This is a genomic window from Stutzerimonas azotifigens DSM 17556 (genome assembly GCF_000425625.1).
GTDB classification, from domain to species: domain Bacteria; phylum Pseudomonadota; class Gammaproteobacteria; order Pseudomonadales; family Pseudomonadaceae; genus Stutzerimonas; species Stutzerimonas azotifigens.
This window is the reverse complement of record NZ_AUDU01000046.1, coordinates 53,047-78,173: the sequence shown is the minus strand read 5'-3', so window position 1 is coordinate 78,173 and position 25,127 is coordinate 53,047. Positions and strand designations below refer to the sequence as shown.

Sequence of the window (25,127 nt, the reverse complement as noted above, 5' to 3'; positions counted from 1 at the left end):
TCAGTAGTGAAACGACGCATCGCCGATGGTAGTGTGGGGCTTCCCCATGTGAGAGTAGGTCATCGTCAAGCTCCTATCCCAAACGCCCTGGCCCGAAACGGCCGGGGCGTTTGCTTTTGCGCGGTGGAAAAGTGGATGGCTGCGCCCGGCATCCCTGGAGCGGGCCGGCCCTCAGGCGTGCGGCCGGGCGGCGGCGTGGCCCCCATTGGGCCCCGGCGCAGGCCGGGGCGACGGGATGGGGGTAAGGAGTCTGGACGCTGCGCCAGAGCCCGTCATGCCGGCGCAGGCCGGTATCCACGGAGGGCGGCTGAGTGCCAGGCCAATGGGCGCCGGCCTGTATCGGAGCGATGGCGTGGCCGAATGGCTGGCTCTGAGCTGCCGAAGCGGAAGCTGGTGGCAGGACCATCGATCACCTAATATGCGCGCTCCTTTTCCAAGGGATTCTTCCGTGCTCAGGCTTTTGACATTCCTTCAAGACGGCGACTTTCACTCCGGTGAGGAGATCGGCAGCTCGTTGGGCGTAAGTCGGGCCTCGGTGTGGAAGCAGATTGCTCGACTGGAAAAGGAAACCGGTCTGAGCATCGAGCGGGTCAGGGGCAACGGCTACCGGCTCCCGGCTTCTCTCTCACTGCTCAATGAAAACCGGCTGACGGAGGCGCTCGCCGAGCTCGGCTGGCAGCTTCATTTTTCGCACCGCATCGATTCCACGAACGCCAAGGCGCTTGCGCTTCTCCGGGAGCAAGGCAGGCCGCCCTTTGTCGTACTGGCCGAGCAGCAGACTGCCGGCCGCGGAAGGCGTGGACGGCAGTGGGTCAGTCCATTCGGTGCGAATCTTTACTTTACGCACGTCCTCGCGGTCGACGGCGGTGCCCGCCAGCTATCGGGCATCAGCCTGGCCGTCGGCGTGGCTGTGCTGCGTACCCTCCGCGCCCTTGGTCTCGAGGGAGCCGGGCTGAAATGGCCGAATGACCTGCTGGTGGGGGAAAAAAAGATCGCGGGGATCCTGCTCGAGCTGGCCGGTGACCCTGCCGGCGAATGCGAGGTCGTGGTAGGCGTCGGCATCAACGTCAACATGCAGGAGGCACATGGGCTGATTGACCAGCCCTGGACCTCCCTGGCCCAGGAACTGGGTATGACAATTGACCGAACGGAGCTCGCCGTGCAGCTTGCCAGGAATTTGAACGAAGTCCTCGCGCGGCAGTGTCAATACGGATTCGCGGCAGTCAAAGCCGAGTGGGAGGCCAGCCACCTCTGGCAGGGGCGCCTCGTGAAGCTTTCGGCGGGTGCCAACGAGACCGTTGGCGTGGTGCTCGGCGTCGACGACCAAGGCGCTTTAAGGCTCGAAAGCAATGGTCTGGAACAGCGCTTCAATGGCGGAGAGTTGAGTTTGAGGCTTCACGAATGATTCTGGAGCTGGATTGCGGGAACAGCTTTCTCAAGTGGCGGCTGTGGGATTCCCGAAAACAGGCGGTCTCGCTGAGGGGGCGGGCGAGTGACTTAGACGAACTGGTCGGTCAGCTCGCGACGCAGCCTTATCCGATAGCCCGCTGCCGGATGGTGAGTGTCAGAGGGGTGGAGGAGACCAGCGCACTGGTCGCTCGCCTCGAAATGGTGACCGGCGTCGCGCCGGTATTGGCTCGTTCGACGATGGTGCTTGCTGGCGTGAGCAATGGCTACGCCGAATATGAGCGTCTCGGTGTGGACCGTTGGCTGGCGGTGGTTGCCGCCTACAATAGGGTCAGGTCACCCTGTGTCGTCATCGACGTGGGAACGGCGGTTACGGTCGACTACGTGCAGGGCAGCGGCGTGCACATCGGCGGATATATCGCTCCCGGTTTGCCGTTGCTGCGCAAGCTGCTGACCGACAATACCGGAGGGGTTCGCTATCAGGCTGTCGAGCAGACGCGGGCGGCCCGTTCCGTTCCAGGAGTGCGAACGGCCGATGCCGTGGAGCGTGGCTGCGAACTGATGGTGCGCGACTTCGTCTCCGCCCGTATCGTGGCCGCCGAAGCCCTGCTGGGAAAAGAGGTTGTCATCCTCATGACCGGGGGTGATGCCGCCCTGGCCGAGGGGTTCGCCCAGGTGCAGTTCGTCGAGGATCTGGTTTTCGAGGGATTGGCAATTGCCTGTCCGTGATTTTGAGGTGTCCGGGTGCGCTGGTTATTCCTTTTTCTGCTGACCCTCAATCTGCTGTACGCCGTGTGGCACCAGCAGGAGCGGCCGGCCGATGTGAAAACGGTCGCTCCGCTCTCTGGCTATCAGCAGAACAAGCCCAGGCTCCAACTGCTCAGCGAATCCCCTGGTTCGGTCACTCGCGCTGCGCCGGTAGCTGCTGCGGACGAGTCGGCCTGTGTGTTCCTGGGCGGCCTGGAGCAGGAGGCCTCCGCTCGCCTGATCGAACAGCGCCTGTTGAGCCTCGATATCGCGGCCCGGGTGATTCCCGTGGAGGAGTCCGCGGGAACTGATTATTGGGTCTATCTGCCTCCACTCGCTTCGCGCGACGCTGCCTTGCGGCAGTTGAGGGAGCTGCAGTCCCGCAATGTGGACAGCTACGTCATCACGGTTGGCGACCTGTCCAATGGCGTCTCGCTCGGGATCTTCTCGCAAAGGGAATCCGCCAGCGCCGTTCGTGCGCGAATTGCCGAAATGGGGTACTCCCCCGAAATCAGGGATCTGCCGCGTGTTCAGCGGACCTACTGGGTGCGTGTCGAGCCGGCAGGCCGCCGTCTGCTGGACGAGCGACTGCTGGAAAGTCTGGCCAGGCAGCAGCCGCGTCTGCAGCATCGGCAAATGCCCTGTGAGGCCATTGCAACCGCAAGGTAGTTTGCATAGAATGGCGCCCGCTTTGCGACCCAGGGTCTTCAGGTCCTGAATGCAAAGATGCTGTTCCGGCGCTAACCTCAAGTTTTTATTGAGAAAACGCTTGACAGTAGGGTGGCATGGGAAGAAAATGCCGCCTCCTTTGGAGGGGTTCCCGAGTGGCCAAAGGGATCAGACTGTAAATCTGACGTCATCGACTTCGAAGGTTCGAATCCTTCCCCCTCCACCAGATTCAAGCGTAAGCGATAGCTTCGCGGGTATAGTTCAGTGGTAGAACCTCAGCCTTCCAAGCTGATGATGCGGGTTCGATTCCCGCTACCCGCTCCAGGTTGTTTGCGCAAATAGCTTCGCTCATGTAGCTCAGCTGGTAGAGCACACCCTTGGTAAGGGTGAGGTCAGCGGTTCAAATCCGCTCATGAGCTCCAATCCCAAAGGCAGATATGAAGATATCTGCCTTTGTTTTAATGGTGGTGCGACTCGCTCAATTCATGACGGGAGACGGTCTCGATGGCTAAAGAGAAATTCGAACGTAACAAACCGCACGTAAACGTCGGCACCATCGGTCACGTCGACCATGGCAAGACCACGCTGACGGCTGCGCTGACCAAAGTCTGTGCCGAGACCTGGGGCGGTTCCGCTCGTGATTTCTCGCAGATCGACAACGCGCCGGAAGAGAAGGCGCGCGGCATCACCATCAACACCTCGCACGTCGAGTACGACTCGGCCATCCGTCACTACGCCCACGTCGACTGCCCCGGTCACGCGGACTACGTGAAGAACATGATCACCGGTGCGGCGCAGATGGACGGCGCGATCCTGGTGTGCTCGGCTGCCGACGGCCCCATGCCGCAGACCCGCGAGCACATCCTGCTGTCCCGTCAGGTGGGCGTGCCCTACATCGTCGTGTTCCTGAACAAGGCCGACATGGTCGACGACGCCGAGCTCCTGGAGCTGGTGGAAATGGAAGTGCGCGACCTGCTGTCGACCTACGACTTCCCGGGTGACGACACCCCGATCGTGGTCGGCTCGGCGCTGATGGCGCTGGAAGGCAAGGATGACAACGAAATCGGCGTCTCCGCCGTGCGCAAGCTGGTGGAAACCCTGGACTCCTACATTCCGGAGCCGGTGCGTGCGATCGACCAGCCGTTCCTGATGCCGATCGAAGACGTGTTCTCGATCTCCGGCCGTGGCACCGTGGTGACCGGTCGTGTCGAGCGCGGCATCGTCAAGGTGGGCGAGGAAGTCGAGATCGTCGGCATCCGCGCCACCACCAAGACCACCTGCACCGGCGTGGAAATGTTCCGCAAGCTGCTCGACGAAGGTCGTGCCGGCGAGAACATCGGCGCGCTGCTGCGTGGCACCAAGCGTGAGGACGTCGAGCGCGGCCAGGTTCTGGCCAAGCCGGGCACCATCAAGCCGCACACCAAGTTCGAAGCCGAAGTGTACGTGCTGTCCAAGGAAGAAGGCGGTCGTCACACGCCGTTCTTCAAGGGCTACCGTCCGCAGTTCTACTTCCGCACCACCGATGTGACCGGTAACGTCGAGCTGCCGGAAGGCGTCGAGATGGTGATGCCGGGCGACAACATCAAGATGGTTGTCACCCTGATCGCACCGATCGCGATGGAAGACGGTCTGCGCTTCGCCATCCGCGAAGGTGGCCGTACCGTCGGCGCCGGCGTGGTTGCCAAGATCTTCGAATAAGCCTCGGCTTTTCGAAAGACGAAGGGGCCGAAAGGCCCCTTTTTCTATTGCCAAGTCGGTTTGACATGGGCTAGGTGCATCCGTACAATTGCGCCTCCTTTTATCGGGCCTAACCGGCCTGGTAGGGTGCTACTTTGAGTCTGAGGTCAAAATGCAAAACCAACAAATCCGTATTCGGTTGAAGGCTTTTGACCACCGCCTGATTGATCAATCAACCCAGGAAATCGTGGAAACCGCGAAACGTACTGGCGCTCAGGTGCGTGGTCCGATTCCGCTGCCAACCCGCAAGGAACGGTACACGGTGCTGGTCTCTCCGCACGTCAACAAGGACGCGCGCGATCAGTACGAGATTCGTACCCATAAGCGTGTGCTGGACATCGTTCAGCCGACGGACAAGACCGTCGATGCGCTGATGAAGCTCGACCTTGCTGCTGGCGTGGAAGTGCAGATCAGCCTCGGCTGAAGCCATCCGGCTTTAGTCCGTGTAACGCTCTGAAATGGGCGGCCATAGCGGGTGAAAGCCCCGTACACTCATGAGGTTCACAAGATGACTATTGGTGTAGTCGGTCGTAAGTGCGGCATGACCCGCATTTTCACCGAGGAAGGTGTCTCCATTCCGGTTACGGTTATTGAAATCGAGCCGAATCGCGTCACCCAATTCAAGAACGAAGAAAGCGATGGCTATCGCGCGGTCCAGGTGACCGTCGGCGAGCGTCGCGCCTCCCGCGTTACCAAGGCCCAGGCGGGTCACTTCGCCAAGGCGAACGTTCCGGCTGGCCGCAGCGTGCTGGAATTCCGTCTCGAAGACGGCGAGTACCAGGCGGGCGATCAGATCAGTGTCGATCTGTTCCAGGCTGGCCAGATGGTCGATGTGACCGGTCAGTCCAAGGGTAAAGGCTTCGCCGGTACCATCAAGCGCTGGAATTTCCGTGGTCAGGACAACACCCACGGCAACTCCGTGTCGCACCGCGTGCCCGGTTCCATCGGCCAGTGCCAGACTCCTGGCCGAGTGTTCAAGGGCAAGAAGATGTCCGGACACATGGGCGCCGAGCGCGTCACCGTGCAATCCCTGGAAATCGTCCGTGTCGATGCCGAACGTAACCTGCTGCTGGTCAAGGGCGCCGTGCCCGGCGCCACTGGCGGCGACGTGGTTGTACGTCCGGCTGTCAAGGCTCGCGGTTAAGGGGGATTTCACATGCAATTGAATGTTAATGGCGCCCAGGCCATCGAGGTCTCCGATCGCACCTTTGGTGGCGAATTCAACGAGACACTGGTGCATCAGGCTGTCGTTGCCTACATGGCTGGCGGCCGCCAGGGCAGCAAGCAGCAGAAGAGCCGTTCGGACGTTTCCGGCGGCGGCAAGCGCCCGTGGCGTCAGAAGGGCACCGGTCGTGCCCGTGCCGGTACCACCCGTGGTCCGATCTGGCGTGGCGGTGGCGTGACCTTCGCAGCCCGTCCGCAGAGCCACGAGCAGAAGCTCAACAAGAAGATGTACCGCGCCGCGCTGCGCTCCATCCTCGGTGAGCTGGTTCGTTCCGAGCGCCTGGTCGTCGTCGAGGACTTCGCGGTCGACGCCCCGAAGACCAAGATGCTGGCATCCAAGCTGGCCGGCATGGGTCTGAACGACGTGCTGATCGTGTCCGATGCCGTCGATCAGAATCTGTACCTCGCCGCTCGCAACCTGCCGAATGTCGACGTGCGCGACGTTCAGGGTTCCGATCCGGTAAGCCTGATCGCCTATGACAAGGTGCTCATCACCGTGTCCGCGGTGAAGAAATTCGAGGAGCTGCTGGGATGAACCAGGAACGCGTATTCAAAGTACTGCTTGGTCCGCATATCTCCGAGAAGGCCACCGTGCTGGCGGACACCAAGAAGCAATTCGTTTTCAAGGTCGCGACCGATGCGACCAAGCTGGAAATCAAGAAGGCCGTCGAAAGCCTGTTCAGCGTGAAAGTCGCTCGTGTCACCACCCTGAACGTCCAGGGCAAGACCAAGCGTACCGCTCGCGGCCTGGGCAAGCGCAACGACTGGAAGAAGGCGTACATCGCGCTTCAGCCGGGCCAGGATCTCGATTTCTCCAGCAGCGCTGAGTAAGGAAGGGGTGCATCATGGCAATCGTTAAGTGCAAGCCGACTTCCGCGGGCCGCCGCTTTGTCGTCAAGGTGGTCAATCAGGAGCTCCACAAGGGCGCTCCCTACGCACCGCTGCTCGAGAAGAAGTCGAAGTCCGGTGGTCGTAACAACAACGGCCGCATCACCACTCGCCACGTTGGCGGTGGTCACAAGCAGCACTACCGTCTGGTCGATTTTCGCCGCAACAAGGATGGCATTCCTGCCATCGTCGAGCGTATCGAATACGATCCGAACCGTACTGCTCACATCGCCCTGCTGAAGTATGCCGACGGCGAGCGTCGTTACATCATCGCGCCGAAGGGCGTGAGCGCCGGCGATCAGCTGGTGTCCGGTATCGACGCGCCGATCAAGGCCGGCAACAGCCTGCCGCTGCGCAACATTCCGGTCGGTTCGACCATTCACGGCGTCGAGCTGAAGCCGGGCAAGGGCGCCCAGCTGGCTCGTTCGGCTGGTGCTTCGGCCCAGCTGGTCGCGCGTGAAGGTGCATACGTCACCCTGCGTCTGCGTTCGGGCGAGATGCGCAAGGTCCTGGCCGAGTGCCGTGCGACCCTGGGCGAGGTCTCCAACTCCGAACACAGTCTGCGTTCGCTGGGCAAGGCCGGTGCGAAGCGCTGGCGCGGTGTCCGCCCGACCGTTCGTGGCGTCGCCATGAACCCGGTCGACCACCCGCATGGTGGTGGTGAGGGTCGTACTTCCGGTGGCCGTCATCCGGTTTCGCCGTGGGGCTTCCCGACCAAGGGCGCGAAGACCCGTGCCAACAAGCGTACCGACAACATGATTGTCCGCCGTCGCAAGTAACTAGAGGGATACGACTGTGCCGCGTTCTCTGAAAAAAGGTCCTTTTATCGATCTTCACCTACTGAAGAAGGTCGAGGCGGCGGTGGAAAAGAACGATCGCAAGCCGGTGAAAACCTGGTCGCGTCGTTCGATGATCCTGCCGCAGATGGTCGGTCTGACCATTGCTGTACACAACGGTCGCCAGCATGTCCCCGTTCTCGTGAGCGAAGACATGGTCGGCCACAAGCTCGGCGAGTTTGCCGCGACCCGCACCTACCGCGGTCACGTGGCAGACAAGAAAGGCAAGCGCTAAGGGGTAAGGAAAGATGGAAGTAGCCGCTAAGCTGTCGGGCGCTCGCATCTCCGCCCAGAAAGCCCGCCTGGTCGCCGACCAGATCCGCGGGAAGAAGGTGGGCGAAGCGCTCAACCTCCTGGCTTTCAGCAGTAAGAAAGCCGCGGAAATCATGAAAAAGGTGCTCGAGTCGGCCGTGGCCAACGCCGAGCACAACGAAGGCGCTGACGTGGACGACCTGAAGGTTTCCACCGTTTTCGTCAACGAAGGGCGTTCGCTTAAGCGCATCATGCCGCGGGCAAAGGGCCGCGCTGATCGCATCGTCAAGCGGTCTTGCCATATCACTGTCAAGGTTGCGGACAAGTAACGGAGTCGATCAGATGGGTCAGAAAGTACATCCCACTGGCATTCGCCTGGGAATCGTCAAGGAGCACACCTCCGTCTGGTACGCAGACGGCCGCACTTATGCAGACTATCTGCTCGCAGATCTGAACGTGCGCGAATACCTCCTGGACAAACTAAAAAACGCGTCCGTGAGCCGTATCGACATTCATCGTCCGGCTCAAACCGCACGCATCACCATCCACACCGCTCGTCCCGGCATCGTGATCGGCAAGAAAGGTGAGGACGTTGAGAAGCTGCGTCAGGACCTGACCAAGAAGATGGGCGTGCCGGTGCACATCAACATCGAAGAGATCCGCAAGCCGGAGCTCGACGCGATGCTGGTTGCCCAGAGCGTCGCCCAGCAGCTGGAGCGTCGCGTGATGTTCCGTCGTGCCATGAAGCGCGCGGTACAGAACGCCATCCGCATTGGTGCCAAGGGTATCAAGATCCAGGTCAGCGGCCGTCTCGGCGGCGCCGAGATCGCCCGTACCGAGTGGTACCGCGAAGGTCGTGTGCCGCTGCACACCCTGCGTGCGGATATCGATTACGCCACCTACGAAGCGCACACCACCTACGGTGTGATCGGCGTGAAGGTTTGGATCTTCAAGGGCGAGGTCATCGGTGGCCGCCATGAAGAGCTGAAGCCTCAGGCGCCTGCGCCTCGTAAAAAAGCTGCTGCCAAGTAAGGGGTACGCCAAATGCTGCAACCTAAGCGTACAAAATTCCGCAAGCAGATGACCGGTCACAACCGTGGCCTGGCTCAGCGCGGTAGTAAGGTGAGCTTCGGCGAGTTCGCGCTGAAGTCCGTGTCCCGCGGCCGTCTGACGGCCCGCCAGATCGAGGCGGCGCGTCGCGCGCTGACCCGTCACGTGAAGCGTGGCGGCAAGATCTGGATCCGCGTTTTCCCCGACAAGCCCGTCACCAAGAAGCCCCTCGAAGTTCGTATGGGTAAAGGCAAGGGTAACGTCGAGTACTGGGTAGCCCAGATTCAACCGGGCAAGGTGCTCTACGAGATCGAGGGTGTTTCCGAAGAGCTGGCGCGCGAGGCGTTTGCCCTGGCGGCTGCGAAGCTGCCGCTCGCCACCTCCTTTGTTAAGCGGACGGTGATGTGATGAAAGCGAATGACCTTCGTGAAAAATCCGCCCAGGAGCTGAACGAGCAACTGCTCGGGCTGCTGCGCGACCAGTTCAATCTGCGTATGCAGAAGGCGACCGGCCAGTTGGGGCAGTCGCACCTGCTCTCGCAAGTCAAGCGCGACATCGCTCGTGTCAAGACTGTGCTCAACCAGCAGGCAGGTAAGTGATCATGGCTGAAGCTCAGAAAACCGTCCGCACGCTGACCGGCCGTGTCGTCAGCGACAAGATGGACAAGACCATCACCGTTCTGATCGAGCGTCGCGTCAAGCACCCGATCTACGGTAAATACGTCAAGCGCTCGACCAAGCTGCATGCTCACGATGAGAGCAACCAGTGCAAGATCGGCGACAAGGTCACCATCCGCGAAACCCGCCCGATGGCCAAGACCAAGTCCTGGATGCTGGTTGACGTTGTCGAACGCGCCGTCGAAGTCTAAGGGCTAGGGGTCGGAGAACTTATATGATTCAGACTCAATCCATGCTCGACGTCGCCGACAACAGTGGCGCGCGTCGCGTGATGTGCATCAAGGTGCTCGGCGGTTCTCACCGCCGTTACGCCGGCATCGGTGACATCATCAAGGTCACCGTGAAAGAAGCGATTCCGCGTGGCAAGGTCAAGAAGGGCCAGGTCATGACTGCAGTCGTGGTGCGTACCCGTCACGGTGTGCGTCGTCCGGATGGCTCGATCATCCGCTTCGACGGCAACGCTGCCGTTCTGCTGAACAACAAGCAGGAGCCGATCGGTACCCGTATCTTCGGGCCCGTGACGCGTGAGCTTCGTTCCGAGAAGTTCATGAAGATCGTCTCTCTCGCGCCCGAAGTGCTGTAAGGAGTAGCCGTCATGCAAAAGATTCGTCGTGACGACGAGATCATCGTCATCGCCGGCAAGGACAAGGGCAAGCGTGGCAAGGTGCTGAAGGTGCTCGCCGACGATCGTCTGATCGTGGGTGGCGTGAACCTGATCAAGCGCCATACCAAGCCCAACCCGATGGCCGGTGTACAGGGCGGTATCGTCGAGAAAGAGGCGCCTCTGCACGTCTCCAACGTCGCCATTTTCAATGGTGAGACCAACAAGGCCGACCGCGTGGGTTTCAAGGTTGAAGACGGCAAGAAAATTCGCGTCTTCAAGTCGACCCAGAAACCGGTCGATGCTTGAGCACTGCTAGGTAGATACCATGGCACGACTTAAAGAGATTTACCGGAAAGACATCGCGCCCAAGCTGAAGGAAGAGCTGAAGCTGGCGAACGTGATGGAAGTTCCGCGCATCACCAAAATCACCCTGAACATGGGGCTGGGCGAGGCTGTCGGTGACAAGAAGGTCATCGAGAACGCCGTCGCCGATCTGGAGAAGATCACCGGTCAGAAGCCGGTCGTCACTTACGCGCGTAAGTCGATCGCAGGCTTCAAGATCCGTGAAGGCTGGCCGATCGGTGTCAAGGTCACCCTGCGCCGTGATCGTATGTACGAATTCCTGGATCGCCTGCTCGCGATCTCCCTGCCGCGGGTCCGCGACTTCCGCGGCCTGAATGCCAAGTCCTTCGATGGGCGCGGCAACTACAGCATGGGCGTCAAAGAGCAGATCATCTTCCCGGAGATCGACTACGACAAGATCGATGCGCTGCGCGGTCTTGACATCACGCTCACCACCACGGCTCGTACGGACGATGAAGGTCGCGCTCTGCTGCGCGCTTTCAACTTCCCGTTCCGCACCTGATTGGAGTACGCACATGGCTAAGCAGAGCATGAAGAACCGCGAGCTGAAACGTCAGCAGACGGTTGCCAAGTACGCCCAGAAGCGTGCGGCGCTCAAGGCGATCATCGTCAACCCGGCTTCCTCTCCGGAAGAGCGCTGGGAAGCCCAGGTCGCCCTGCAGAAGCAGCCGCGTGACGCGAGCGCCTCGCGCCTGCGCAACCGCTGCCGTCTGACCGGCCGTCCGCACGGCTACTACCGCAAGTTCGGTCTGGCGCGCAACATGCTGCGTCAGGCCGCCATGCGCGGTGACGTACCGGGTCTGGTCAAGGCCAGCTGGTAAGTCGCGGGCGGTCCGCCGCCCGACGCAATGCCGAATCAAGCCCCTTATGGGGCTTGATTCATTTATGGCTGGTCTCTAGAATGACCGGCTCTTCTGAGCCCGTGTTCCGGGTTTGGAAAGTTAGGCCGAAAGGCTTTCATCTGTTGTCAGGAGCATCAAGCCCATGAGTATGCAGGACCCGTTAGCGGACATGCTAACTCGTATCCGTAATGCCCAGTTGGCTGAGAAGACCGTGGTAAGCATGCCGTCTTCCAAGCTGAAGGTGGCAGTAGCCGACGTTCTGAAGAGCGAGGGTTACATTTCCGGTTACCAGATCAGTAGCGACGTCAAGCCGCAGCTGTCCATCGAGCTCAAGTACTTCGAGGGCCGCCCGGTCATCGAGGAGCTCAAGCGCGTGAGCCGTCCCGGCCTGCGCCAGTACAAGTCCGTCGACCAGCTGCCGAAAGTTCGCGGCGGCCTCGGCGTTTCGATCGTGTCCACCAACAAGGGTGTGATGACCGATCGCGCTGCCCGCGCCGCAGGCGTCGGTGGCGAAGTGCTCTGCACCGTGTTCTAAGGGGGGATAAGCATGTCTCGCGTTGCTAAGAACCCCGTCAAGCTGCCCGCCGGCGTTGAAGTCAGCCTGGCCGGTCAGCGTCTGTCGGTGAAGGGCTCCAAGGGTGCTCTCGAACTGAACGTCCATCCGTCCGTCGAGGTCGTGCAGGAATCCGGCGAGCTGCGTTTCGCCGCGCGTAACGGCGACCAGCAGAACAAGGCCATGGCCGGCACCACCCGTGCGCTGGTCAACAACATGGTCATCGGTGTCAGCCAGGGCTTCGAGCGCAAGCTCCAGCTGGTTGGCGTCGGTTACAAGGCGCAGGCCAAAGGTCAAGTGCTGTCCCTGGCTCTTGGCTTCTCGCACCCCATCGACTATCAGCTGCCGCAAGGCATCACGGCTGAAACTCCGACCCAGACCGATATCCTGATCAAGGGCATCGACAAGCAACTGGTCGGTCAGGTGGCTGCTGAGATCCGCGACTTCCGTCGTCCCGAGCCGTACAAGGGCAAGGGCGTTCGTTACTCCGACGAAGTCGTCCATCGTAAAGAAGCTAAGAAGAAGTAGGGCATAGCAAATGAGCGTAAAGAAAGAAACTCGTCTGCGTCGCGCTCGCAAGGCACGCCTGAAAATGCGCGAGCTGGAAGCCGTACGCCTCTGCGTGTACCGCTCTTCCCAGCACATCTACGCCCAGGTCATCGCGGCCGACGGCGGCAAGGTCCTGGCCAGCGCCTCCACGCTGGACAAGGAGCTGCGTGACGGTGCCACCGGCAACGTCGATGCGGCCAAGAAGGTCGGTCAGCTGGTGGCCGAGCGCGCGAAAGCCGCCGGCGTTACCCAGGTCGCGTTCGATCGTTCCGGCTTCAAATACCACGGTCGTGTCAAGGCACTGGCTGATGCTGCTCGTGAAGGCGGGCTGGAGTTCTAAGTTATGGCAAATAACGAGCAAAAGCGCGACGAAGGCTACATCGAGAAGCTGGTTCAGGTTAACCGCGTCGCCAAGACCGTCAAAGGCGGTCGTATCTTCACCTTCACCGCGCTGACCGTGGTTGGCGACGGCAAGGGTCGCGTCGGTTTCGGCCGTGGCAAGTCGCGCGAAGTGCCGGCCGCCATCCAGAAGGCCATGGAAGCCGCGCGCCGCAACATGATCCAGGTGGATCTGAACGGCTCGACCCTGCAGTACCCGATCAAGTCCGCCCATGGCGCTTCGAAGGTGTACATGCAGCCGGCCTCGGAAGGTACCGGTGTCATCGCCGGCGGCGCCATGCGCGCCATCCTGGAAGTCGCAGGCGTGCAGAACGTTCTGGCGAAGTGCTATGGCTCCACCAACCCGGTGAACGTGGTCTACGCCACCTTCAAGGGGCTGAAGTCCATGCAGTCGCCCGAGTCGGTCGCAGCCAAGCGTGGCAAGAGCGTCGAGGAGATCCTCTAACCATGGCTACCGCAACTGTCAAAGTCACGCTGGTCAAGAGCCTGAACGGGCGGCTGGCGAATCACAAGGCGTGCGTCAAAGGCCTCGGCCTGCGTCGCATCGGTCACACCGTGGAAGTTCAGGACACGCCTGAGAACCGCGGCATGATCAACAAAGCCTACTACCTGCTGCGTGTGGAGGGCTAATCCATGCAACTGAACGATCTGCGTTCCGCACCGGGTGCTCGTCGCGAAAAGCTGCGTCCGGGCCGTGGTATCGGTAGCGGCCTCGGCAAGACCGGCGGCCGTGGTCACAAGGGTCAGACCTCGCGCTCCGGCGGCAAGATCGCTCCGGGCTTCGAGGGTGGCCAGCAGCCGCTGCATCGTCGTCTGCCGAAGTTCGGCTTCGTTTCGCTGAAGGCCATGGATCGCGCCGAAGTGCGTACCTCCGAGCTGGCCAAGGTGGACGGCGACGTGGTGAGCCTGCAGAGCCTGAAGGACGCCAACATCATCAACCAGAACGTACAGCGCGTTAAGGTGATGCTGTCGGGCGAGGTTGGGCGTGCCGTCACCCTGAAGGGCATCGCCGCCACCAAGGGTGCGCGTGCGGCTATCGAAGCAGCTGGCGGCAAGTTCGAGGAATAAATGGCTAAGCAAGGTGCTCTCTCCGCGCTGACCAATGGCGGGCTGTCCGAGCTCTGGGCGCGTCTGCGCTTCTTGTTCATGGCGATCATCGTCTACCGGATCGGTGCCCACATTCCGGTGCCGGGCATCAATCCGGACAGGCTGGCAGAGCTGTTCCGGCAGAACGAGGGGACCATCCTTAGCCTGTTCAACATGTTTTCCGGTGGCGCGCTGGAGCGCATGAGCATCTTCGCACTGGGGATCATGCCGTACATTTCGGCGTCGATCATCATGCAGCTCATGACCGCGGTCAGTCCGCAGCTGGAGCAGTTGAAGAAGGAAGGCGAGGCCGGTCGACGCAAGATCAGCCAGTACACGCGTTATCTCGCGCTGGTGCTGGCGATCGTGCAGGCGGTCGGCATGTCGGTCGGGCTGGCGGGGCAGGGCGTTGCGTTCAGCAGCGGCTTCGCCTTCCACTTCCTGGCCGTCACCACCTTCGTCGCCGGCGCGATGTTCATGATGTGGCTCGGTGAGCAGATCACCGAGCGCGGTATCGGCAACGGCATCTCGATGCTGATCTTCGCCGGTATCGTGGCCGGCCTGCCGGGCGCACTCGGACAGTCGTTCGAGTCCGCACGGCAGGGCGACATCAACATCATCGCATTGCTGGCGGTCGGCCTGGTGGCAGTGGCCATCATCGGCTTCGTGGTGTTCATCGAGCGTGGCCAGCGGCGTATCGCCGTTCACTACGCCAAGCGTCAGCAGGGCCGCAAGGTCTTCGCAGCGCAGACCAGCCACCTGCCGCTGAAGGTGAACATGGCCGGGGTCATCCCGGCGATCTTCGCCAGCAGTCTGCTGCTGTTCCCGGCGTCGCTCGGTTCCTGGTTCGGGCAGTCCGAGGGGCTCGGCTGGCTGCAGGACGTGGCGCAGGCCATCGCTCCGGGGCAGCCGCTGAACATCCTGCTGTTCAGCGCCGGCATCATCTTCTTCTGCTTCTTCTACACGGCTCTGATGTTCAATCCCAAGGACGTCGCGGAGAACCTGAAGAAATCGGGTGCGTTTATTCCCGGCATTCGCCCGGGCGAGCAGTCGGCACGCTATATCGATGGCGTGCTGACCCGCTTGACCCTGTTCGGTGCCCTCTACATGACGGCTGTATGCCTGCTGCCCCAGTTCCTGGTGGTGGCGGCCAACGTGCCGTTCTACCTTGGCGGGACCTCGCTGCTGATCGTGGTCGTCGTGGTGATGGATTTCATGTCACAAGTGCAATCCCATCTCATGTCGCACCAGTACGAGTCCCTCATGAAGAAAGCCAACCTGAAGGGTTACGGCAGCGGCATGCTGCGCTGACCGTCCCTTGGGTTCGAGGAGTTGGTGATGAAAGTTCGTGCATCGGTGAAGAAGCTGTGCCGTAACTGCAAAATCATCCGTCGCGACGGTATCGTGCGGGTGATCTGCAGCGCGGAACCACGCCACAAGCAGCGCCAAGGCTGATTGTGAAGCACGCGTGAATAGCCCGGCAGCTAGTGTGCTGCCGGGTTGAATATTTATTACTACAGCGCTAATATCTCGCGCCCTTTTCTTGGCTTCCGGGGCGTAGGTAGCTGTCACTTGGAGTTTCACTGAATGGCCCGTATTGCAGGCGTCAACATTCCGGATAACAAGCACACTGTTATCTCGCTGACCTATATCTACGGTGTTGGTCGCACCACCGCACAGAACATCTGTGCCGCCACGGGCGTCAATCCCGCGGCGAAAATCAAGGATCTGTCCGACGAGCAGATCGAGCAGCTGCGTGGCGAAGTCGCGAAGCTCACCACCGAAGGTGACCTGCGCCGCGAAGTCAACATGAAGATCAAGCGTCTGATGGACCTGGGTGCCTACCGCGGCCTGCGTCATCGTCGCGGTCTTCCCGTTCGCGGTCAGCGGACCAAGACGAACGCGCGCACCCGCAAGGGCCCGCGTAAGCCGATCCGCAAGTAATCGCGATTCGCGAATCGACAGGAATCTGAATCATGGCAAAACCTGCTGCTCGTCCTCGTAAGAAAGTCAAAAAGACGGTGGTTGATGGCATCGCCCATATCCACGCGTCCTTCAACAACACCATCGTGACCATCACCGACCGTCAGGGCAATGCACTGTCTTGGGCGACCTCCGGTGGTTCCGGTTTCCGTGGCTCGCGCAAGAGCACTCCGTTCGCGGCCCAGGTCGCTGCCGAGCGTGCCGGCCAGGCCGCCCTCGAATACGGCCTGAAGAACCTCGACGTGAACGTCAAGGGCCCGGGTCCGGGTCGTGAGTCCGCTGTGCGTGCACTCAACGCCTGCGGTTACAAGATCGCCAGCATCACCGACGTGACGCCCATCCCGCACAACGGGTGCCGTCCGCCGAAGAAGCGTCGCGTGTAATAGGAGACAGTGAGAAATGGCTCGTTATATTGGTCCCAAGTGCAAACTGTCTCGCCGTGAAGGCACCGACCTCTTCCTGAAGAGCGGCGTTCGCGCGCTCGAGTCGAAGTGCAACATCGAGACGCCCCCGGGTGTCCACGGCCAGCGTCGCGGACGTCTGTCCGACTACGGCACCCAGCTGCGCGAGAAGCAGAAGGTCCGCCGCATCTATGGCGTGCTCGAGCGCCAGTTCAGCAGCTACTACAAGGAAGCGGCCCGTCGCAAGGGCGCAACCGGCGAGAACCTGCTGCAGCTGCTCGAATGCCGTCTGGACAACGTCGTGTACCGCATGGGCTTCGGTGCCACCCGCGCCGAATCGCGCCAGCTGGTTTCGCACAAAGCCATCAGCGTCAACGGCCAGACCGTGAACGTCCCGTCCTACCAGATCAAGGCTGGTGACGTGGTTGCCGTTCGCGAGAAGTCCAAGAACCAGCTGCGTATCGCCCAGGCCCTGGAAATCTGCGCCCAGCGTGGTCGCGTGGAGTGGGTCGAAGTGGACGCCGATAAGAAGTCCGGCGTATTCAAGAGTGTGCCGGCTCGCAGCGATCTGTCCGCCGACATCAACGAAAACCTGATTGTCGAGCTCTACTCCAAGTAAGGGCTAGAAAATAGGTGTATCCATGCAGAGTTCGGTAAATGAGTTCCTGACCCCCCGCCACATCGATGTGCAGGTGGTCAGTCCGACCCGCGCCAAGATCACGCTCGAGCCTCTCGAGCGTGGCTTCGGCCACACCCTGGGCAACGCGCTGCGTCGTATCCTGTTGTCCTCCATGCCCGGCTGCGCCGTAGTCGAGGCTGAGATCGATGGTGTGCTCCACGAGTACAGCGCGATCGAAGGCGTCCAGGAAGACGTGATCGAAATCCTGCTCAACCTCAAGGGTCTCGCCATCAAGCTGCATGGCCGCGATGAAGTGACCTTGAGCTTGGTGAAGAAAGGTCCGGGCCCGGTTACCGCCGCCGACATCCAGCTGGATCACGATGTGGAAATCGTCAATGGCGATCACCTGATCGCCAATCTGGCGGCCAACGGTTCGCTCAACATGAAGCTCAAGGTCGCGCGTGGTCGCGGTTACGAGCCGGCTGACGCGCGTCAGAGCGAAGAGGACGAAAGCCGTAGCATCGGCCGTCTTCAGCTCGACGCTACCTTCAGTCCGGTTCGCCGTGTTGCCTACGTGGTCGAGAATGCCCGTGTCGAGCAGCGTACCAACCTGGACAAGCTGGTCATCGACCTCGAAACCAACGGTACCCTGGATCCCGAAGAGGCGATCCGTCGTGCCGCCACCATCCTGCAGCAGCAGCTGGCCGCCTTCGTCGACCTCAAGGGCGCGAGCGAGCCGGTCGTGGTCGAGCAGGAAGACGAGATCGATCCGATCCTGCTCCGTCCGGTAGACGACCTGGAGCTGACCGTCCGTTCGGCAAACTGCCTGAAGGCAGAAAACATCTACTACATCGGTGACCTGATCCAGCGCACCGAAGTCGAGCTGTTGAAGACGCCGAACCTGGGCAAGAAGTCCCTGACCGAGATCAAGGACGTGCTCGCCTCTCGTGGTCTGTCCCTCGGTATGCGCCTGGATAACTGGCCGCCGGCAAGTCTCAAGAAGGACGACAAGGCGACTGCCTGATCGTCTCTAGTCACCGAACTGAAGGTTTGGTAAGGAATTTCAATCATGCGTCATCGTAAAAGTGGCCGTCACCTGAGCCGCACCAGCGCACACCGCAAGGCTATGTTCCAGAACATGGCGGTGTCGCTGTTCGAGCACGAACTGATCAAGACCACCCTGCCGAAAGCCAAGGAGCTGCGCCGCGTTGCCGAGCCGCTGATCACCCTGGCCAAGGAAGACAGCGTGGCCAACCGTCGCCTGGCTTTCGACCGCACCCGGTCGAAAACTGCTGTCGGCAAGCTGTTCAACGATCTGGGCAAGCGCTATGCCAACCGTCAGGGCGGCTATCTGCGCATCCTCAAGTGCGGCTTCCGCGCGGGCGACAACGCGCCCATGGCGTACGTCGAGCTGGTCGACCGTCCGGTCGGCGGTGAGGTCGAATCCGCCGAATAAGGTGGATTGCCAAGAAGAACCGGGCCCAGGCCCGGTTTTTTTATGCCTGCGGTTTAGGCTGTCTCTATCGCTTGGCTTGAATCAATGAATTGGGACGGCGCTCGGCGCACGGGTAACGTGGCTCCTGTACCGCAACGGCGGAAGAACAGCAAAAGGAGCAGCAAATGAGCGAGCGCACGATCTTTACCACGGCCAGTGGCATCCCGGTGGCCGACAACCAGAATTCCCGTAGTGCAGGTCCGCGTGGCCCTCTGTTGCTGGATGATTTCCATCTGGTGGAGAAGCTCGCGCATTTCAACCGGGAGGTCATTCCCGAGCGTCGCGTGCATGCCAAGGGCTCGGGGGCGTACGGCACCTTCACCGTGACCCAGGACATCACCCGCTACACCAAGGCCAAGCTGTTCGAGCAGGTTGGCAAGCAGACTCCGATGTTCCTGCGCTTCTCCACCGTCGGCGGTGAGCGCGGTTCGGCCGATACCGAGCGCGATCCACGCGGCTTCGCCGTCAAGTTCTACACCGAGGAAGGCAACTGGGACGTGGTGGGAAACAACACGCCGGTGTTCTTCCTGCGCGACCCCCTGAAGTTCCCCGACTTCATCCATACGCAGAAGCGCGACCCGTGGACCAATCTGAAGAGCCCGCAGATGATGTGGGACTTCTGGTCCCTTTCGCCCGAATCGTTGCACCAGGTGACCATCCTGTTTTCCGACCGCGGCATTCCGGACGGCTACCGCTTCATGCACGGCTTCGGCAGTCATACCTTCAGCCTGATCAGCGCGCACGGCGAACGGCACTGGGTCAAGTGGCACTACAAGTCGATGCAGGGCATCCGCAACCTGCCGCCGGCCGAAGCGGCGCGCCTGGCCGGGGCGGATCCGGACTACGCGCAGCGCGACCTGTTCGAGGCGATCGAGCGGGGCGACTACCCGCGCTGGCGCGTATGCATGCAGGTGATGAGCGAGGCCGAGGCGGCGCAGCGTGCCGAGAATCCGTTCGATGTGACCAAGACCTGGTCGCAGAAGGAGTTCCCGCTGATCGAGGTCGGTGTCATCGAGCTCAACCGCAATCCGCTGAACTACTTTGCCGAAGTGGAGCAGGCGTCCTTCGCGCCGAGCAACGTGGTGCCCGGGGTCGGCCTGTCGCCGGACCGCATGCTGCAGGGGCGCGTGTTCGCCTACGCCGACGCCCAGCGCTACCGGGTCGGGACCAACTACCAGCAGCTGCCGGTCAATGCGCCGCGTTGCCCCTACCACAACTACCAGCGCGACGGCGCGATGCGTTTCGACGGCAACGGCGGAGCGGCACCGAACTACGAGCCCAACAGCTACTCGGCTGCGCCCAAGCAGGCGCCGCAGTACGCTGAGCCGGCCCAGGCGCTCGAAGGCGCGGCGACTCGCTACGATCACCGCGAGGACGGCGATTACTACAGCCACGCCGGTGCGCTGTTCCAGCTGATGAACGACGACCAGCGTGCGCTGCTGATCGACAACATCGTCGGCGCGATGAAATCGGTGACCCGCGACGTGCAGTTGCGCCAGCTGGCACACTTCTTCAAGGCCGATCCGGCCTATGGGGCGGGGGTGGCCAAGGGCCTGGGCGTCGATCCCAGCCAGGTCGCCTGAAGGTAATCGCGGGAAAGGAAAAAGCCGGGCAATCGCCCGGCTTTTTCGTATCGGCTGTCCGCCTCAGGACGCGCGGTCGCGGGCCAGCAGCGGCTTGAGGAAGTGGCCGGTGTGGGACGCCTCGTTCTCCGCGACCTCCTCCGGCGTGCCGCAGGCGATGATCTGTCCGCCGCGCGAACCGCCCTCCGGGCCGAGGTCGACGATCCAGTCGGCGGTCTTGATGACGTCCAGATTGTGCTCGATCACCACCACCGTGTTGCCGTGGTCGCGCAGGCGATGGAGTACGTCGAGCAGTTGCTGGATGTCGGCGAAGTGCAGGCCGGTGGTCGGCTCGTCGAGGATGTAGAGCGTCTTGCCGGTATCGCGCTTGGACAGCTCGCGCGACAGCTTGACCCGCTGCGCCTCGCCGCCGGACAGCGTGGTCGCGCTCTGGCCGAGCTTGATGTAGGACAGGCCCACGTCCATCAGCGTCTGCAGCTTGCGCGCCACCGCCGGAACGGCATCGAAGAAGGCGCGGGCCTCCTCGATGGTCATCTCCAGCACCTCGTGGATGCTGCGGCCCTTGTACTTCACCTCGAGGGTCTCGCGGTTGTAGCGCTTGCCCTTGCAGACGTCGCAGGGCACGTAGATGTCCGGGAGGAAGTGCATCTCCACCTTGATCACGCCGTCGCCCTGGCAGGCCTCGCAGCGGCCGCCCTTGACGTTGAAGGAGAAGCGCCCCGGGCCGTAGCCGCGCGAGCGCGCTTCCGGGACGCCGGCGAAGAGTTCGCGGATCGGCGTGAACAGCCCGGTGTAGGTCGCCGGGTTGGAGCGCGGGGTGCGGCCGATCGGGCTCTGGTCGATGTCGACCACCTTGTCCAGGTGCTGCAGCCCGTCGAAGCTGTCGTAGGGCGCGACATCCAGCGTGGTCGCGCCGTTGAGGGCGGTGGCGGTGATCGGGAACAGGGTGTTGTTGATCAGCGTCGACTTGCCGGAGCCGGACACGCCGGTGATGCAGGTCAGCAGCCCGATCGGGATCTCCAGATCGACGCCGCGCAGGTTGTTGCCGCGGGCACCCTTGAGGCTCAGGACTTTCTTGCGGTCGCGCGGGGTGCGCTTGGCGGGGTAACGGATCCTCTCGCGGCCGGACAGGTATTTGCCGGTCAGCGAGTCCGGGTGAGCCATCACCTCGTCGGGCGTGCCTTCGGCGACCACCTGGCCGCCATGCACGCCGGCGCCCGGGCCGATGTCCACCACGTAGTCGGCCAGGCGGATGGCGTCCTCGTCATGCTCGACCACGATCACCGTGTTGCCGAGGTCGCGCAGGTGGGTGAGGGTGCCCAGCAGGCGCTCGTTGTCGCGCTGGTGCAGGCCGATGGAGGGTTCGTCGAGGATGTACATGACGCCCACCAGGCCGGCGCCGATCTGGCTGGCCAGGCGGATGCGCTGCGCCTCGCCGCCGGACAGGGTGTCGGCGCTGCGGTCCAGGGTCAGGTAGTCGAGGCCGACGTTGACCAGGAATTGCAGGCGCTCGCGGATCTCCTTGAGGATCTTGTCGGCGATCTCGCCGCGGCGGCCGGTGAGGTGCAGCTCGCCGAAATATTCGCAGGCATCGCCCACCGGCAGGCCGGTGACCGCCGGCAGCGTCTTGTCGCCGACCCACACGTGGCGCGCCTCGCGGCGCAAACGCGTGCCCAGGCACTCGGGGCAGGGCTGGGTGCTGAGGAACTTGGCCAGTTCGTCGCGCACGGTGGTCGATTCGGTTTCCCGGTAGCGGCGCTCGAGGTTGGGGATGATGCCCTCGAACGGGTGGGCGCGCTTGACGATGTCGCCGCGGTCGTTGAGGTAGCGGAACTCGACGCTCTCCCGGCCGCTGCCGCGCAGGATGACCTTCTGCTGGTCGGCGGTCAGCGCGTCGAACGGCTTGTCGAGGCTGAAGCCGTAATGCGAGGCCAGCGAATTGAGCATCTGGAAGTAGTAGACGTTGCGCCTGTCCCAGCCACGGATCGCGCCCTCGGCCAGGGTCAGCTCGCCGTTGACCAGCCGCTTGGCGTCGAAGAACTGCTTCACGCCGAGGCCGTCGCAGGTGGGGCAGGCGCCGGCCGGGTTGTTGAACGAGAACAGCTTGGGTTCGAGCTCGCTGATCGAATGGCCGCAGATCGGACAGGCGAAGCGGGCCGAGAAGATCAGCTCCTCGCCTTCCTCGTCCTCCATCGGCGCCACCAGGGCGATGCCATCGGCCAGCTTCAGCGCCGTCTCGAAGGATTCGGCCAGGCGCTGCTGCAGGTCGGCACGCACCTTGAAGCGGTCGACGACGATGTCGATCGAGTGCTTCTTCTGCTTGTCGAGCTTGGGCACCTCGTCCAGTTCGTAAAGACGGCCGTCTACCCGCGCCCGCACGTAGCCCTGCGCGCGCATCTCCTCGAACACCGCCAGGTGCTCGCCCTTGCGCTCGCGGATCACCGGCGCCAGCAGCATCAGCTTGCGACCCTCGGGCAGGGCGAGGACCTGGTCGACCATCTGGCTGACCGTCTGCGCCTCCAGCGGGGCGTCGTGATCCGGGCAGCGGGGGGTGCCAACGCGGGCGTAGAGCAGGCGCAGGTAGTCGTAGATCTCGGTGATGGTGCCGACCGTCGAGCGCGGGTTGTGCGAGGTCGACTTCTGCTCGATGGAAATAGCCGGCGACAGGCCCTCGATGGTGTCGACGTCGGGCTTTTCCATCATCGACAGGAACTGCCGCGCGTAGGCCGACAGCGACTCGACGTAGCGCCGCTGGCCCTCGGCGTAGAGGGTGTCGAAGGCCAGCGACGACTTGCCGGAACCGGACAGGCCGGTGATGACCACCAGCTTGTCGCGGGGCAGGGTGAGGTCGATGTTCTTCAGGTTGTGGGTGCGGGCCCCACGAATCAGGATCTTGTCCAAAACAGCCTCGCATGGCGGGCGGGAAACCCGTGAGTATACGGCCGCCCGGAACGGGGCGGCAAAGTACCGCGCCTGTGCCCGACGGGGGCGTGCTGCTAGAATCGCCGCCCGGTTCAATCGAGCGAGACTCCAGATGCAGGATCCCCACAGCGACCGCATGAGTGCCCGGGAAACACGTGCAGCCGGCACGCTGGCGCTGCTCTTCGCCTTCCGCATGCTCGGCATGTTCATGGTCCTGCCGGTGCTGGCGACCTATGGCATGGATCTCGAGGGAGCCACTCCCACCCTGATCGGCATGGCCATCGGTGCCTATGGTTTGACCCAGGCGCTGCTGCAAATTCCGTTCGGCATGCTTTCCGATCGCATCGGGCGCCTCCCGGTCATCTACGTCGGCCTGCTGATATTCGCCGCCGGCGCGGCGCTGGCGGCCAGCGCCGACTCCATCTGGGGCGTGATCGCCGGGCGCGTGCTGCAGGGCGCCGGTGCCATCTCGGCGGCGATCATGGCGCTGCTTTCCGACCTGACCCGCGAGCAGCACCGCACCAAGGCGATGGCCATGATCGGCATGAGCATCGGCCTGTCGTTCGCCGTGGCGATGGTGGTCGGACCGCTGATCACCCGGGCGTTCGGCCTGTCCGGGCTGTTCTGGGTCACCACGCTGATGGCGCTGGCCGGCATCGGCCTGGTGGCGCTGGTGCCGCGCACCCAGACGCACCTGCGTCACCGCGAGTCCGGGGTGGCGCGCCAGGCGTTGGCCCCGACGCTGCGCCATCCCGACCTGCTGCGGCTGGACTTCAGCATCCTGGCCCTGCACGCGATCCTCATGGCCAGCTTCATCGCGCTGCCGCTGGCGCTGGTCGAGCAGGGCGGGCTGGCCAAGGGCGAGCACTGGTGGGTGTACCTGACCGCCCTGCTGGTGGGCTTCTTCGGCATGCTGCCGTTCATCATCTACGGCGAGAAGAAGCGGCAGATGCGCCGCGTGCTGCTCGGCGCCGTGGCCTGCCTGCTGCTCTGCGAGCTGTTCTTCCTCACGTTCGGCACCGGGCTGCTGCCGCTGGTGATCGGCATCGTGGTGTTCTTCACCGCCTTCAACCTGCTCGAGGCCTCGCTGCCGTCGCTGATCAGCAAGGTCGCGCCGGCCGGCGGCAAGGGCACCGCGATGGGCGTCTATTCCACCAGCCAGTTTCTCGGCGCGGCGCTCGGCGGCGTGCTCGGCGGCTGGCTCTACCAGCTGGGCGGGCTCGGCTACGTGTTCGGGGGCTGCGCGCTGCTCTGCCTGCTCTGGCTGGTGGTGGTGCTGCGCATGGCCGAGCCGCCCTACGTCACCAGCCTGCGCCTGCCGCTGAGCCCCGCGGCGCTGGCGCTCTCGGACCTGGCCGCGCGGCTGTGCGCGGTACCGGGAGTCACCGACGCGGTGGTGGTCGACGACGAGGCGGCCGCCTACGTCAAGGTCGATACCCAGCGGCTGGACCGCGCCGAACTCGAACGCGTGGCGATGCTGGCCTGATCGACGGTGATGCAGGTCGCGCCGCACCGAACGGTCGGTTGGCCGGCCGGGGAGGGTGGAGTAAGATGGCCGACCTTCGACTCAATCTTCATCGCGCCGGTGCAGCCGCCGGCGCGAAAACCAAGCAAAGGAGTTACCCATGGCCAGAGGGGTAAACAAAGTCATCTTGATCGGCAATGTCGGCGGTGATCCGGAAACCCGCTACATGCCCAATGGCAATGCGGTGACCAACATCACCCTGGCCACCACCGACAGCTGGAAGGACAAGCAGTCCGGCCAGTTGCAGGAGCGCACCGAGTGGCACCGCGTGGTGCTGTTCGGCAAGGTCGCGGAAATCGCCGGCGAGTACCTGCGCAAGGGTTCGCAGTGCTACATCGAAGGCCGCCTGCAGACCCGCAAGTGGCAGGGACAGGACGGTCAGGACCGCTACACCACCGAGATCGTGGTGGACATGAACGGCACCATGCAACTGCTCGGCGGCCGTGGCGGCAGCGGTGGCGACGACGCCCCGCGCCAGCCGCGCCCGCAGCGCGAGCCCCAGCAGCAGTCGGCTCCCCGCCAGCAGCAGCCGGCGGCCCAGCAGCAGCCGGCACAGGACTACGACAGCTTCGACGACGACATTCCGTTCTGATCGGCTCTCGATGAAACGAAACGCAGCCTCGGCTGCGTTTTTTCATTCGGGCCGCCAGCCACGAATCGACCACGCGGTCGTGCCTGCCGTCAACAGGCGCCCCGGCTTGACGCTGGCAGATGTG

36 protein-coding genes and 3 tRNA genes are annotated in these 25,127 nt (G+C 62.7%); 38 read left to right on the top strand and 1 reads right to left on the bottom strand.

The genetic code is table 11. The features are described from left to right. The first annotated feature begins 448 nt into the window (after window positions 1–448). The 36 genes from birA (at window position 449) to H610_RS0105420 (ending at window position 19,964) form a co-directional block, all read left to right on the top strand. The gene (birA, locus tag H610_RS0105595) at window positions 449–1,405 is read left to right on the top strand and encodes a bifunctional biotin--[acetyl-CoA-carboxylase] ligase/biotin operon repressor BirA (protein ID WP_028238767.1); all 957 of its coding nucleotides are present in this window, start codon (window positions 449–451) and stop codon (window positions 1,403–1,405) included. After that, window positions 1,402–2,136: a type III pantothenate kinase gene (locus H610_RS0105590; RefSeq protein ID WP_028238766.1), complete on the top strand. Its 735-nt coding sequence runs from the start codon at window positions 1,402–1,404 to the stop codon at window positions 2,134–2,136. Before birA ends, H610_RS0105590 begins: the two co-directional genes overlap by 4 nt. Before the next feature lie 15 nt (window positions 2,137–2,151). Further along, window positions 2,152–2,823, top strand: coding sequence for an SPOR domain-containing protein (locus H610_RS0105585; RefSeq protein ID WP_028238765.1), 672 nt, complete (start codon window positions 2,152–2,154; stop codon window positions 2,821–2,823). Window positions 2,824–2,964: 141 nt separating this feature from the next. Beyond that, a tRNA-Tyr gene (locus tag H610_RS0105580) sits at window positions 2,965–3,049 on the top strand. A 24-nt stretch (window positions 3,050–3,073) separates the two neighbouring features. Next, window positions 3,074–3,147 (top strand) — tRNA-Gly (locus H610_RS0105575). A 22-nt stretch (window positions 3,148–3,169) separates the two neighbouring features. Further along, window positions 3,170–3,245, top strand: a tRNA-Thr gene (locus H610_RS0105570). A gap of 82 nt (window positions 3,246–3,327) precedes the next feature. Continuing rightward, window positions 3,328–4,521, top strand: a complete 1,194-nt coding sequence (gene tuf, locus H610_RS0105565; protein ID WP_028238764.1) for an elongation factor Tu — start codon at window positions 3,328–3,330, stop codon at window positions 4,519–4,521. A 151-nt stretch (window positions 4,522–4,672) separates the two neighbouring features. After that, on the top strand, window positions 4,673–4,984 hold the full coding sequence (rpsJ, locus tag H610_RS0105560; protein WP_003463313.1) for a 30S ribosomal protein S10: 312 nt from the start codon (window positions 4,673–4,675) through the stop codon (window positions 4,982–4,984). An 84-nt stretch (window positions 4,985–5,068) separates the two neighbouring features. After that, entirely contained in the window at window positions 5,069–5,704 is a 636-nt protein-coding gene (gene rplC / locus H610_RS0105555) for a 50S ribosomal protein L3 (RefSeq protein ID WP_028238763.1), read from the top strand. A 12-nt stretch (window positions 5,705–5,716) separates the two neighbouring features. Next, window positions 5,717–6,319, top strand: coding sequence for a 50S ribosomal protein L4 (gene rplD / locus H610_RS0105550; RefSeq protein ID WP_028238762.1), 603 nt, complete (start codon window positions 5,717–5,719; stop codon window positions 6,317–6,319). Then, a complete protein-coding gene (gene rplW, locus H610_RS0105545; protein WP_028238761.1) occupies window positions 6,316–6,615 on the top strand; it encodes a 50S ribosomal protein L23 in 300 nt (99 codons plus the stop codon). Before rplD ends, rplW begins: the two co-directional genes overlap by 4 nt. Before the next feature lie 14 nt (window positions 6,616–6,629). Further along, window positions 6,630–7,451: a 50S ribosomal protein L2 gene (gene rplB / locus H610_RS0105540; protein WP_028238760.1), complete on the top strand. Its 822-nt coding sequence runs from the start codon at window positions 6,630–6,632 to the stop codon at window positions 7,449–7,451. A 16-nt stretch (window positions 7,452–7,467) separates the two neighbouring features. Then, window positions 7,468–7,743: a 30S ribosomal protein S19 gene (gene rpsS / locus H610_RS0105535; protein WP_003293029.1), complete on the top strand. Its 276-nt coding sequence runs from the start codon at window positions 7,468–7,470 to the stop codon at window positions 7,741–7,743. Window positions 7,744–7,756: 13 nt separating this feature from the next. Further along, window positions 7,757–8,089, top strand: coding sequence for a 50S ribosomal protein L22 (rplV, locus tag H610_RS0105530; RefSeq protein ID WP_003103908.1), 333 nt, complete (start codon window positions 7,757–7,759; stop codon window positions 8,087–8,089). Between the two features lie 13 nt (window positions 8,090–8,102). Next, window positions 8,103–8,792 carry a 30S ribosomal protein S3 gene (gene rpsC / locus H610_RS0105525; protein WP_028238759.1) on the top strand — a complete coding sequence of 230 codons (690 nt, stop codon included), beginning with the start codon at window positions 8,103–8,105 and terminating at the stop codon, window positions 8,790–8,792. Window positions 8,793–8,804: 12 nt separating this feature from the next. Next, a complete protein-coding gene (gene rplP, locus H610_RS0105520) occupies window positions 8,805–9,218 on the top strand; it encodes a 50S ribosomal protein L16 (protein WP_028238758.1) in 414 nt (137 codons plus the stop codon). Then, complete coding sequence (gene rpmC / locus H610_RS0105515; protein ID WP_028238757.1) at window positions 9,218–9,409, top strand: 50S ribosomal protein L29; 192 nt, start codon at window positions 9,218–9,220, stop codon at window positions 9,407–9,409. Before rplP ends, rpmC begins: the two co-directional genes overlap by 1 nt. A gap of 2 nt (window positions 9,410–9,411) precedes the next feature. Then, complete coding sequence (gene rpsQ / locus H610_RS0105510) at window positions 9,412–9,678, top strand: 30S ribosomal protein S17 (protein WP_028238756.1); 267 nt, start codon at window positions 9,412–9,414, stop codon at window positions 9,676–9,678. 23 nt (window positions 9,679–9,701) lie between these two features. Next, on the top strand, window positions 9,702–10,070 hold the full coding sequence (rplN, locus tag H610_RS0105505) for a 50S ribosomal protein L14 (RefSeq protein WP_003289207.1): 369 nt from the start codon (window positions 9,702–9,704) through the stop codon (window positions 10,068–10,070). A gap of 12 nt (window positions 10,071–10,082) precedes the next feature. Then, entirely contained in the window at window positions 10,083–10,397 is a 315-nt protein-coding gene (rplX, locus tag H610_RS0105500; protein ID WP_028238755.1) for a 50S ribosomal protein L24, read from the top strand. A gap of 19 nt (window positions 10,398–10,416) precedes the next feature. Further along, a complete protein-coding gene (rplE, locus tag H610_RS0105495) occupies window positions 10,417–10,956 on the top strand; it encodes a 50S ribosomal protein L5 (RefSeq protein WP_028238754.1) in 540 nt (179 codons plus the stop codon). 13 nt (window positions 10,957–10,969) lie between these two features. Beyond that, a complete protein-coding gene (rpsN, locus tag H610_RS0105490) occupies window positions 10,970–11,275 on the top strand; it encodes a 30S ribosomal protein S14 (protein WP_028238753.1) in 306 nt (101 codons plus the stop codon). Window positions 11,276–11,438: 163 nt separating this feature from the next. Next, window positions 11,439–11,831, top strand: coding sequence for a 30S ribosomal protein S8 (gene rpsH, locus H610_RS0105485; RefSeq protein WP_028238752.1), 393 nt, complete (start codon window positions 11,439–11,441; stop codon window positions 11,829–11,831). 12 nt (window positions 11,832–11,843) lie between these two features. Continuing rightward, the gene (gene rplF, locus H610_RS0105480; RefSeq protein ID WP_028238751.1) at window positions 11,844–12,377 is read left to right on the top strand and encodes a 50S ribosomal protein L6; all 534 of its coding nucleotides are present in this window, start codon (window positions 11,844–11,846) and stop codon (window positions 12,375–12,377) included. A gap of 10 nt (window positions 12,378–12,387) precedes the next feature. Then, window positions 12,388–12,738 (top strand): 50S ribosomal protein L18, encoded by a 351-nt coding sequence (gene rplR / locus H610_RS0105475; protein WP_028238750.1) that lies wholly within the window; start codon window positions 12,388–12,390, stop codon window positions 12,736–12,738. 3 nt (window positions 12,739–12,741) lie between these two features. Then, complete coding sequence (rpsE, locus tag H610_RS0105470; protein ID WP_028238749.1) at window positions 12,742–13,242, top strand: 30S ribosomal protein S5; 501 nt, start codon at window positions 12,742–12,744, stop codon at window positions 13,240–13,242. A 2-nt stretch (window positions 13,243–13,244) separates the two neighbouring features. Continuing rightward, the gene (gene rpmD / locus H610_RS0105465; protein ID WP_028238748.1) at window positions 13,245–13,427 is read left to right on the top strand and encodes a 50S ribosomal protein L30; all 183 of its coding nucleotides are present in this window, start codon (window positions 13,245–13,247) and stop codon (window positions 13,425–13,427) included. Between the two features lie 3 nt (window positions 13,428–13,430). Beyond that, window positions 13,431–13,865 carry a 50S ribosomal protein L15 gene (gene rplO, locus H610_RS0105460; protein WP_028238747.1) on the top strand — a complete coding sequence of 145 codons (435 nt, stop codon included), beginning with the start codon at window positions 13,431–13,433 and terminating at the stop codon, window positions 13,863–13,865. Continuing rightward, the gene (gene secY, locus H610_RS0105455) at window positions 13,866–15,194 is read left to right on the top strand and encodes a preprotein translocase subunit SecY (protein WP_028238746.1); all 1,329 of its coding nucleotides are present in this window, start codon (window positions 13,866–13,868) and stop codon (window positions 15,192–15,194) included. It abuts the gene before it with no gap. 27 nt (window positions 15,195–15,221) lie between these two features. Further along, entirely contained in the window at window positions 15,222–15,338 is a 117-nt protein-coding gene (gene rpmJ / locus H610_RS0105450) for a 50S ribosomal protein L36 (protein WP_003093693.1), read from the top strand. A 132-nt stretch (window positions 15,339–15,470) separates the two neighbouring features. After that, entirely contained in the window at window positions 15,471–15,827 is a 357-nt protein-coding gene (gene rpsM / locus H610_RS0105445; protein WP_028238745.1) for a 30S ribosomal protein S13, read from the top strand. A 32-nt stretch (window positions 15,828–15,859) separates the two neighbouring features. Beyond that, window positions 15,860–16,249, top strand: a complete 390-nt coding sequence (rpsK, locus tag H610_RS0105440) for a 30S ribosomal protein S11 (protein WP_003093689.1) — start codon at window positions 15,860–15,862, stop codon at window positions 16,247–16,249. Between the two features lie 16 nt (window positions 16,250–16,265). Then, a complete protein-coding gene (gene rpsD / locus H610_RS0105435) occupies window positions 16,266–16,886 on the top strand; it encodes a 30S ribosomal protein S4 (protein ID WP_028238744.1) in 621 nt (206 codons plus the stop codon). Between the two features lie 22 nt (window positions 16,887–16,908). Further along, window positions 16,909–17,910, top strand: a complete 1,002-nt coding sequence (locus tag H610_RS0105430; RefSeq protein WP_028238743.1) for a DNA-directed RNA polymerase subunit alpha — start codon at window positions 16,909–16,911, stop codon at window positions 17,908–17,910. A 45-nt stretch (window positions 17,911–17,955) separates the two neighbouring features. Beyond that, complete coding sequence (rplQ, locus tag H610_RS0105425) at window positions 17,956–18,342, top strand: 50S ribosomal protein L17 (RefSeq protein WP_028238742.1); 387 nt, start codon at window positions 17,956–17,958, stop codon at window positions 18,340–18,342. A 164-nt stretch (window positions 18,343–18,506) separates the two neighbouring features. Further along, complete coding sequence (locus H610_RS0105420; protein WP_028238741.1) at window positions 18,507–19,964, top strand: catalase; 1,458 nt, start codon at window positions 18,507–18,509, stop codon at window positions 19,962–19,964. Between the two features lie 63 nt (window positions 19,965–20,027). Here the strand turns inward: H610_RS0105420 and uvrA are convergent, their stop codons facing one another. Then, a complete protein-coding gene (gene uvrA / locus H610_RS0105415; protein ID WP_028238740.1) occupies window positions 20,028–22,865 on the bottom strand; it encodes an excinuclease ABC subunit UvrA in 2,838 nt (945 codons plus the stop codon). Between the two features lie 133 nt (window positions 22,866–22,998). Here uvrA and H610_RS0105410 point away from each other — a divergent pair, with 133 nt between their 5' ends. Together H610_RS0105410 and ssb are read left to right on the top strand one after the other, a co-directional pair. Then, window positions 22,999–24,372 (top strand): MFS transporter, encoded by a 1,374-nt coding sequence (locus H610_RS0105410; protein WP_028238739.1) that lies wholly within the window; start codon window positions 22,999–23,001, stop codon window positions 24,370–24,372. Window positions 24,373–24,511: 139 nt separating this feature from the next. Then, complete coding sequence (gene ssb, locus H610_RS0105405; RefSeq protein ID WP_028238738.1) at window positions 24,512–25,003, top strand: single-stranded DNA-binding protein; 492 nt, start codon at window positions 24,512–24,514, stop codon at window positions 25,001–25,003. The last annotated feature ends 124 nt before the right edge of the window (window positions 25,004–25,127 follow it).

Excerpts from the sequence above, each read along its gene's own strand:
- rpsH (WP_028238752.1), top strand. The coding sequence starts at position 11,439 with ATGAGTATGCAGGACCCGTTAGCGGACATGCTAACTCGTATCCGTAAT.
- H610_RS0105430 (WP_028238743.1), top strand. The coding sequence starts at position 16,909 with ATGCAGAGTTCGGTAAATGAGTTCCTGACCCCCCGCCACATCGATGTG.
- ssb (WP_028238738.1), top strand. The coding sequence starts at position 24,512 with ATGGCCAGAGGGGTAAACAAAGTCATCTTGATCGGCAATGTCGGCGGT.
- rplP (WP_028238758.1), top strand. The coding sequence starts at position 8,805 with ATGCTGCAACCTAAGCGTACAAAATTCCGCAAGCAGATGACCGGTCAC.
- rplE (WP_028238754.1), top strand. The coding sequence starts at position 10,417 with ATGGCACGACTTAAAGAGATTTACCGGAAAGACATCGCGCCCAAGCTG.
- rplX (WP_028238755.1), top strand. The coding sequence starts at position 10,083 with ATGCAAAAGATTCGTCGTGACGACGAGATCATCGTCATCGCCGGCAAG.
- rplB (WP_028238760.1), top strand. The coding sequence starts at position 6,630 with ATGGCAATCGTTAAGTGCAAGCCGACTTCCGCGGGCCGCCGCTTTGTC.
- tuf (WP_028238764.1), top strand. The coding sequence starts at position 3,328 with ATGGCTAAAGAGAAATTCGAACGTAACAAACCGCACGTAAACGTCGGC.
- rpsE (WP_028238749.1), top strand. The coding sequence starts at position 12,742 with ATGGCAAATAACGAGCAAAAGCGCGACGAAGGCTACATCGAGAAGCTG.
- rpmC (WP_028238757.1), top strand. The coding sequence starts at position 9,218 with ATGAAAGCGAATGACCTTCGTGAAAAATCCGCCCAGGAGCTGAACGAG.
- rpsJ (WP_003463313.1), top strand. The coding sequence starts at position 4,673 with ATGCAAAACCAACAAATCCGTATTCGGTTGAAGGCTTTTGACCACCGC.
- rplQ (WP_028238742.1), top strand. The coding sequence starts at position 17,956 with ATGCGTCATCGTAAAAGTGGCCGTCACCTGAGCCGCACCAGCGCACAC.
- rplD (WP_028238762.1), top strand. The coding sequence starts at position 5,717 with ATGCAATTGAATGTTAATGGCGCCCAGGCCATCGAGGTCTCCGATCGC.
- rpsK (WP_003093689.1), top strand. The coding sequence starts at position 15,860 with ATGGCAAAACCTGCTGCTCGTCCTCGTAAGAAAGTCAAAAAGACGGTG.
- rplF (WP_028238751.1), top strand. The coding sequence starts at position 11,844 with ATGTCTCGCGTTGCTAAGAACCCCGTCAAGCTGCCCGCCGGCGTTGAA.
- rpmJ (WP_003093693.1), top strand. The coding sequence starts at position 15,222 with ATGAAAGTTCGTGCATCGGTGAAGAAGCTGTGCCGTAACTGCAAAATC.
- rpsM (WP_028238745.1), top strand. The coding sequence starts at position 15,471 with ATGGCCCGTATTGCAGGCGTCAACATTCCGGATAACAAGCACACTGTT.
- H610_RS0105420 (WP_028238741.1), top strand. The coding sequence starts at position 18,507 with ATGAGCGAGCGCACGATCTTTACCACGGCCAGTGGCATCCCGGTGGCC.
- rplW (WP_028238761.1), top strand. The coding sequence starts at position 6,316 with ATGAACCAGGAACGCGTATTCAAAGTACTGCTTGGTCCGCATATCTCC.
- rplN (WP_003289207.1), top strand. The coding sequence starts at position 9,702 with ATGATTCAGACTCAATCCATGCTCGACGTCGCCGACAACAGTGGCGCG.
- rplV (WP_003103908.1), top strand. The coding sequence starts at position 7,757 with ATGGAAGTAGCCGCTAAGCTGTCGGGCGCTCGCATCTCCGCCCAGAAA.
- rplR (WP_028238750.1), top strand. The coding sequence starts at position 12,388 with ATGAGCGTAAAGAAAGAAACTCGTCTGCGTCGCGCTCGCAAGGCACGC.
- secY (WP_028238746.1), top strand. The coding sequence starts at position 13,866 with ATGGCTAAGCAAGGTGCTCTCTCCGCGCTGACCAATGGCGGGCTGTCC.
- H610_RS0105410 (WP_028238739.1), top strand. The coding sequence starts at position 22,999 with ATGCAGGATCCCCACAGCGACCGCATGAGTGCCCGGGAAACACGTGCA.
- rpsC (WP_028238759.1), top strand. The coding sequence starts at position 8,103 with ATGGGTCAGAAAGTACATCCCACTGGCATTCGCCTGGGAATCGTCAAG.
- rplC (WP_028238763.1), top strand. The coding sequence starts at position 5,069 with ATGACTATTGGTGTAGTCGGTCGTAAGTGCGGCATGACCCGCATTTTC.
- H610_RS0105590 (WP_028238766.1), top strand. The coding sequence starts at position 1,402 with ATGATTCTGGAGCTGGATTGCGGGAACAGCTTTCTCAAGTGGCGGCTG.
- rpsN (WP_028238753.1), top strand. The coding sequence starts at position 10,970 with ATGGCTAAGCAGAGCATGAAGAACCGCGAGCTGAAACGTCAGCAGACG.
- rplO (WP_028238747.1), top strand. The coding sequence starts at position 13,431 with ATGCAACTGAACGATCTGCGTTCCGCACCGGGTGCTCGTCGCGAAAAG.
- rpsQ (WP_028238756.1), top strand. The coding sequence starts at position 9,412 with ATGGCTGAAGCTCAGAAAACCGTCCGCACGCTGACCGGCCGTGTCGTC.
- rpsD (WP_028238744.1), top strand. The coding sequence starts at position 16,266 with ATGGCTCGTTATATTGGTCCCAAGTGCAAACTGTCTCGCCGTGAAGGC.
- rpmD (WP_028238748.1), top strand. The coding sequence starts at position 13,245 with ATGGCTACCGCAACTGTCAAAGTCACGCTGGTCAAGAGCCTGAACGGG.